The 7,498-nt window shown below is 42.6% G+C and carries 8 protein-coding genes; 4 read left to right on the top strand and 4 right to left on the bottom strand.

Translation table 11 applies throughout. The features are described from left to right. The 4 genes from KTHG_RS10910 to KTHG_RS10895 form a co-directional block, all read right to left on the bottom strand. Positions 1-441, bottom strand: a 441-nt coding sequence (locus KTHG_RS10910) for an ABC transporter substrate-binding protein (RefSeq protein ID WP_255512437.1), incomplete at its 3' end; no start/stop codon positions are given. Between the two features lie 277 nt (positions 442-718). Continuing rightward, positions 719-2,101: a hypothetical protein gene (locus KTHG_RS10905; protein WP_139993506.1), complete on the bottom strand. Its 1,383-nt coding sequence runs from the start codon at positions 2,099-2,101 to the stop codon at positions 719-721. Further along, on the bottom strand, positions 2,101-3,222 hold the full coding sequence (locus KTHG_RS10900) for an AAA family ATPase (protein ID WP_139993503.1): 1,122 nt from the start codon (positions 3,220-3,222) through the stop codon (positions 2,101-2,103). The genes KTHG_RS10905 and KTHG_RS10900 overlap by 1 nt, the downstream gene beginning before the upstream one ends. Then, the gene (locus tag KTHG_RS10895; protein WP_139993501.1) at positions 3,210-4,328 is read right to left on the bottom strand and encodes a hypothetical protein; all 1,119 of its coding nucleotides are present in this window, start codon (positions 4,326-4,328) and stop codon (positions 3,210-3,212) included. Before KTHG_RS10895 ends, KTHG_RS10900 begins: the two co-directional genes overlap by 13 nt. Positions 4,329-4,466: 138 nt before the next feature. On the opposite strand from KTHG_RS10895, the gene KTHG_RS10890 reads away from it, so the two are divergent. The 4 genes from KTHG_RS10890 (at position 4,467) to KTHG_RS10875 (ending at position 7,486) form a co-directional block, all read left to right on the top strand. Further along, positions 4,467-5,210, top strand: a complete 744-nt coding sequence (locus tag KTHG_RS10890) for a hypothetical protein (RefSeq protein WP_139993499.1) — start codon at positions 4,467-4,469, stop codon at positions 5,208-5,210. A gap of 112 nt (positions 5,211-5,322) precedes the next feature. After that, on the top strand, positions 5,323-5,739 hold the full coding sequence (locus tag KTHG_RS10885; protein WP_126991878.1) for a YiaA/YiaB family inner membrane protein: 417 nt from the start codon (positions 5,323-5,325) through the stop codon (positions 5,737-5,739). Between the two features lie 134 nt (positions 5,740-5,873). Next, positions 5,874-7,046: an MDR family MFS transporter gene (locus KTHG_RS10880; protein ID WP_139993497.1), complete on the top strand. Its 1,173-nt coding sequence runs from the start codon at positions 5,874-5,876 to the stop codon at positions 7,044-7,046. 38 nt (positions 7,047-7,084) lie between these two features. After that, positions 7,085-7,486: a hypothetical protein gene (locus tag KTHG_RS10875; protein ID WP_126991880.1), complete on the top strand. Its 402-nt coding sequence runs from the start codon at positions 7,085-7,087 to the stop codon at positions 7,484-7,486. Positions 7,487-7,498 lie beyond the last annotated feature (12 nt).

Below are 7,498 nucleotides of genomic sequence, written 5' to 3'. Positions count from 1 at the left end.
TTTAATTTTTGTTAACACCGTCAACCATGAATGCGTACCATTTTCTTTCGTTTGACGTAGCACTTCGTCAAAATTACGTTTTACAACTTCCGCATCCAATTTACTTCCATCTGAAAACTGCGCATTACTGCGTAAATGGAATATGTATGTTTTGCCGTCTTTTGAAACATCCCAGCTTTTCGCAAGCATTGGTACTAATTTTCCGTCTTCACCATAGCCAACAAGTGGTTCGTAAACCATTGTTTGTGCAAACATTTGTGAAGGATTATATACATGTGGATTCATTTCTGCTACATCACGTGGCCAAGCAACCGTTAATACATTGTCCTGTTTTGCATTATCTGCTTTACTCGCTGAATCACTACTTGAACATCCTACTAATCCTAGCAATACCGCTGACACCAATAAACTTGCTACAATACTTTTCTTTTGAAACTTCATTCACATATTCTCCTCTGTCCTATAAGGTATAAACAAATCGTCATTTCGTTTATATTCATCCTCTTCATTTTCTTTTTTATAATGGCGTATCATGAATGCGCTGTCAATAACTAATTAATAATGTTTCTCAATTAAAAATTCTTAAATCAGTATTTTCAGCCAATTACGATAGATATTTTAGCGTTTAGACGCGAATTCCCTATTGCTCATAATCATCAAAAATGTCAATTCATGTCTATATAAAACAAAAAACACCTGATTTCTCAGGTGTTTTTTATTATAACGTAAATGCCACGGCACCTTGCTCGTCTTCAAAATCATGAATTTTCAGGACCAACTCTGATACTGCTGGCAGTAGCCCCTCATGTTTATTGTAGCCGACAAGTAAGCTCAGCATCTCAAATTGTTTTTTATCTTTTAAGGCGTTAAATTCCGCAATAAAGTCATCCGAAATATGGCACATGCCGTCCGTAATAAAGACAATATCGCCATCTTTTGCGGATTTTTCTAAATGCTGCATGGCCTCGCGTAGCGGTGCTTCAAAATTTGTGCCGCCACCGATATATGATGCTGCGACATCGAGCATATCACGTACGCTATAGCGCCCTTTTTTAAACACCTTGACGTCACTGTAGCCTACATCGCCGCTAAATGGAATAAACACAAAATCGCGCTTTTCCTTTTTGGCAATCGCCAACAGCGCGAGCACAAAGCCCTTTCCTTCGACATCAAGTTCCTGCATACTGCCACTCTCGTCATAGCACACAACAAAGGCGCCCTTGCCCTTTTTTGTGCGCTTTTTATAATCATACATGAGCGTGCGTCCTTCAGCGAAACGATGCATAAAATCAAGTTTCGATTCCGCTGCCTCAGACTTTAAATATTCAATCGGCAGTAGACGCTCCGCCGCGTTTCCCGTCGTCATGCCTTGCTTTAAAATTGTGCGGACTTGCTTTGTCTTTCGTACATTGCGCGCCTTTAGCTTAAAGCGCCCTGCCCACTCGGCAATTTTTTGAAGCTCTGGATTTTTTGCTAGCTCCGCGGCCAGTGCAAGCTGCTCCTGTATAGGGACTTTTCCTGCATCACCGGCACCAACACTTGGCGCAAGACCACGTAGTAATTCATCGACATTTGACGATACTTCCTCGACCTCCTGTAGCTCTTCATCTAGCATATCCTGCCATGCTGCAAGTGCTTCTGCATCCCCAAAAAGCGTAGCAAGTTCTGCGGGAGACAGTGTATCGCTACCGGCACCACTTGAATTAGACGCTGCCTCGTAGTCAAGTTCCTCCTCTGAGGCAGCAGGTTGTTCGTCTACATCAGCCGGCGTCTGTTCATCCGTCATTTTTTTGAGCCATTCGCCCGTCACATAACTAAAGCGCCACGTCGTGAGTGTCGCCAGTAGTAAATTGCCCTTTGCATTGCCGTGGAGCTTTTGAAAGGCCTCACTGTGAAATAATTGCTGTAACAGCACATAATTAACCGAATCTTCTTCTATTAATGTCGTTTCACCGCTATACAGCGCCTGCCATAGGTCGCTGATTAGCGTATCAAAATGCGGATAATCATACGTAGCAATCAATTCATCGAACTTTGGGAATTGCTGACGAATGCGTGTATACTGCGCCGCAACTTGTGCGTGCTCCTGTTGTAGTGGCATTATAGCAACACCTTCGTTAGCGCCTGCTCCACTTCTTCTTCAAGTGCCTCAAAGCGTTGTCGCTGTTCAGTCGTATCGAGTAATTCTTCGATTTCTACTTTCACAGCTTGCCAGTCATTATATGCCTCAGATGCATATTCTGTATACGCTTTATAGGCGAAATCCGGTGCCGTTTTAAAACGTTTGACAGACTCCATGACATCACCGTAAAATGCCTCTGCTTTTTCAAAGGCATGGTCAAGTGGCGTCAGCACGTATTCATGGATAATCTCATTTACTATCACGCGGTCATCCGCTTCAATCCAGAGCGCATCCTCAAGTACGAGTAAATCATTCGTCACGACCTGCATACGCCCACTTAATAGCGCCTGTGCTTGTAATAGTACAAGACATTGCTTCGTACGGCGGTCTGACACCGGAATCCCCTGCTCTTTTAAGCGGAAATGAATGGCCACAAGTTGCTCTAAAATCGCTGCAGGTATTGTGACAGTGGTCACAAGCTGCTGTAATGAACGTAGCTGGGCGAGTGAAATCGGTGGAACATCGACTGCAGTGGTAGATGAACTAAGCATTGATAACAATGCGTCCGGTGTTTTTAAGCTCGCTACCTCGCGTCGAATGAGGAAGCGGTCATATAAAGCGGCTAGGTCATCCTCCTCGGGAAATTCATTACTTGCGCCAATTAGCGTAAATAGCGGTGTTTTCAGTACAGCCGTCCCGTTTTCAAACTGATGCTCGTTCATAATTTTTAATAGGCCGTTCAATAAATCAGACGTCGATTTAAAAATTTCATCTAAAAAGGCGAAATGTGCCGTTGGTAATTGACCGTCAATATTACGCTCGATTACGCCTTCTTTTAAACGATCAAATTTTGCGGAACCAAATAATTCATCTGGCTGCGTCGTTGGGGAAATTAGACGTGTGAACGTATTGACGTCTGAAAAGGCATCGATGAATTGCTGAATGACACTCGATTTGGCAACCCCTGGTGGGCCGATTAATAAAATATTTTTCTTCGCAATTAATGCGAGCATAATCGCGCGGATTTCTGCTTGGCGTTCAATGAAATTGGCATTCATTGCTTGTTCTGTTGCTAAAAGCTGTTTCACTAATTGTTGCATGACGTAGATACCTCTTTTTCAAAATGGCGTAATAGTAGCGCGTTAAAGGCACGCTGCTGTGGTGGTAATGTAGTAGTTTTTTCTTCAATAAATGCGTGAAGGTCCTCAATAACTTCGATTGTTGTCGGTAAATGGGCCCCGTCTTGCAAGCCGCTTGCGACGTCATTGTAGACGCATGCGAGATAAGGCTGCTGCTCAAACGCTTCAATAAGCGGTGTCGCTTCGCTTTCGACCGCTTCCATCGAGCGGGTGTAGCGGCCATTCTCATAATGCATCGCCGTATGTGCAATCGTTTCAAAAGACTGCAGGCGCTGGATCGTATAACGCTTTCGTTCGGTAATCAACTGGAACTTTTCAGTGCTTAGCTGGACACGAAATGCAGGATTTGGACGGAATAAAAACACCTCGCTCGAAAGTGGGGCAAGTGCTAAGCCTTGTACAATACGTGAAAACGCATGATCGATGACGGCACTTTTCGTTTTGCCATGCATTGTATCCTTTTTAAAATACGTCGTTATATTCAGCACAAAATTCGGCAAATCCTCGGTGCGTAGCATGGTTGGAAAATCGTATAACACATCGGTATTCATCATATAAAATGTCATATAGTCATCGCGAATCCCAAGCTCATCTGACGTTATATTAGCAGCATAGACGTCTACTGACACATCGTATAAATCATCAAAAAATGCACGAATACTTCCACAACTTACACGATGTTTTGCGAGAAGCCAGGCATTGGCATCGTAAATAAACGGTATATGTTTTGCGGCAAACTCAATATGGCGAATGACATGTTCATATAGCGCCATCGCAGTATCAGGTGTTACCTGCGCATGATATGCGTCATAGACATCTTTAAGCGCTTTTAGTGCCTTCTCCTGGTCACTATATTGCTTACGCACCGCACTCATCGATTGAAAGCGGCTCACATTCTTTTCAAGTTGTTTTTGATAGCGCGCTAGTAACGTATCACACTGTGCAATAAGCGCATCAACAACACTTAATTTAAGTGATACATAACATAGCGGCACATCACTTTCAATTAGCGCTAACTGGCGTAGCGGCGCTTTTGTCAGTGCCTCTGTTCGGTAAATATACTTCATCGTCAAAACCCTTTCCGTAAAATCTCTTCCTTTACTTTAACGCAAAACCTACGCTTTGTGGACCTTTTTGTCATGTCAGCAGATAAATCCCTAATAATTGGAAAAATATTGTATACTAATTAAAAAGGAGGAATAACGATGCGCCATGTTTATGCGTTTGAAAAGCCATTAGAAGCACCCCTTCATGATATTGAGTGGCTAAAACAACAACTTGAGCCCTTTCAACAATGGCTACGCAGTGATTTCGCCGTTCGGGATATGCCAAAGGGTTTTATTTGGACGACGTGGGAGCTTGCGACAAATTTTTTTAGAGATGAAAAACCACTTGCTGCTTATACGAGTGAGGATTTTATTTATCTCTCACCTGAACTTGATGAGTGGAAAGGCTTTTATGCTAAGGCTTTTGCAGATAGCCCTGAGCCTATTCGTACATATTTTAATACCATCACACTGAATGAAATTTTAACAATTGCCGGGCATGAACTTGTGCATCACTCAGATTTTTTCGTTGACGACTTTAGCGGTGATTACGAGCACTCTATTTGGTTCGAGGAGGGGATGTGCGACTATATTGCTCGCAAGCATTTGCTTGGACGCGCGCAATTTAATGAGCGCCTCGCGATGGATCAGGCAATTGTAGAACACTATACCCCACAGTTTGGCACACAACCTATTGATAATTTTGGACAGGCGACCTATGCCCCTCAAAATTTAACGGAAATCTTTTATGAATATTGCCGTAGCTTCATTACGGTACAGCAGCTTGTCGACGTGCGCTACAAGGGAGACATAACAGAGGTGTTCCGTATCTACAAGGAATGGCATACGAACGGACGCCAAACAAGCCTTGCATCTTGCTTTACTACCGAAGTAAAATTTTAGCACGAAAGGTATATAAGTTCTCTTTGTGCTTAGTGCCATCCTCCTTTTGTTTCACTGTTAATCTTCATTTTTCTCATTAGTGGGTATGAAACGGTAAAAGGAGGTTTTTGGCATGAATAAATTTATTTTAATTATTAGTGCAGTCGGTCTTATTTTCTCATTCGCCTACTTTAATATTAGTGTTTGGAATAATATTGACTGGCTCCTGCTTGAGCGTGGTTACTATACTGCGATGTCTGGCATCATTGTCTTTTCCGTTATTTCTGCAGCAAAATCCATTACAACCGTTGTTGAAAAAGGTGGTACGAAGCTTGACCGTATTTACGCAGGCATTGCCTCGGTCATCGCCGTCGTATCCATCATTTATTGCTGTGTCAGTATTTACAATACCGATTGGGTGTATTTAGAAAAGGGGTATTACTGGGGCGCAACAGCCTTCATTACGATTACTGCTGCCTTAACGTGGATTTCACTTGAAATTGTTGCAAGAGAAAATGCGGCGAAACGTCCAACATATGAGGAAGATTAATAAAAAATATTTTCTAAGTGGAAATTGCAAAATGATGCAATTTCTGCTTTTTTTATGCACTTTATTGGAAGCGACTTTTTTTGCGAAAACTGTGCTATGATTAGGAGCATATTTCATTCGAAGGGAGTCTTCTGATGCGCTACTTCCACCCGATTGTCTGGCAGTTATTAGCCGGCACGGTTTTTGCGCGTACGGCAAGTTTTATGACTATGCCGTTTTTGGCTATTTATTTACAACAGGATTTTCATGCCTCTGCGCTCATGATTGGCTTAGCTGTCGGTATTTCACAGCTCACCGCAACATTTGGCGGCTTCTTTGGTGGCTTTTTAACGGACCGTATTGGTCGAAAGCCCGTCATTATTGTCTCAATGATTGCCTGGAGTCTCGTCTTTTTTGGCTTCGCCTTTGCGCCTAATATTTGGACACTCGTCATCTGCAATGCATTAAATGGCTTATGTCGCTCTTTTTTCGAACCCGCTTCACAAGCATTAATGATTGATTATACAGATGAACGAAAACGCCGCCGCTTATTTTCGATTCGTTACACAGCGATTAATTTATCTGCCGTTGTTGGACCGTTAGTCGGTGTCTTAATCGCTCAAGCCGGCTCTATGCGCACCCCATTTTTAATTACGGCATCGATGTATGCAATCTATGCTATCATGCTACTATGGATTTTACGCTATGCCAAAGCACCAACTACTCTGCATCAAAAACAACGTGTCGGCAATATTGTTCAGGCCATTGTTCACGACCATACGCTCGTATTACTTGTCGTAGCAAGCGTGCTTGGAACCTTTGTTTATTCACAAACATCATCCACTATGCCGCAGTTACTTAATCTGACAATGGCAGATGGCGTCGCACTTTACTCTGTCCTGATTGCTATAAACTCTGCGACGGTATTAATTCTTCAGCTACCACTCGGCATTTTGAGCGAGCGCGTGTCGATTAAAACGAGCTTAATTACCGGTGTCTTACTATTTTCGGGCGGGATGATTTGTTTTCAATTAGCCGATAGCTGGTCATTTTATATTGTGGCGATGATTATTTTTTCAGTAGGCGAAATTTTTGTTTTCCCAATGATGAGTGCGGTCATCGAAATGATTGCACCTGCCCATCAAAAGGCGACCTACTTAGGGGTCATGCAGTTCCAAAGCTTCGGTGGCTTTCTTGGACCGATGCTTGGCGGGTTACTGTTAACACATGCCGCATCCGTGCTATATTTTGTGATGGCGTGTGTTAGTTTATTATCGCTCGTGTGTTATTTAAGGGCATTGCGTCATACAACACGTTTTTCAAACTAAACTATTAGCGGAATCTGAAAGGGAAAGAAGGAATATCCATGAAAAAAGCCATCCCGTGGTTGCTATTTGCCGCGCTATTTTTCATTATTTTGTATACGGTATTATTTGCGATGCACCGCATGTCGAACAATACGTTAACCGACATGTGGAAGGTTTCGTTTGAACGACCATTTGATGATACTACTTGGACCTATGACATCGAGCAGTTAACAAAAGAGCCCCTCGATATGCAGTCCATTCAACTACTGCATCATGACGAAGAACTCATTCATATCGAACAATTTGAAGAAGGAACAACCATTGAGGATTTCAACATGTTATTGCATCCTTTCTATTTACAAAGCGCCACCAATATCGTAGAAAAGGGAGAAACGTATACCCTCATCATCCGTTATAAACAGCATCATGTGCTAAAACGTGATGTGTTAACCATTAAATAGAAAAAATGAGGA

Origin of the sequence: Kurthia sp. Dielmo (assembly GCF_000307285.2) — a bacterium.
Taxonomy (GTDB): Bacteria; Bacillota; Bacilli; order Bacillales_A; family Planococcaceae; genus Kurthia; species Kurthia populi.
This window is presented reverse-complemented; position numbering and strand designations above follow the sequence as displayed.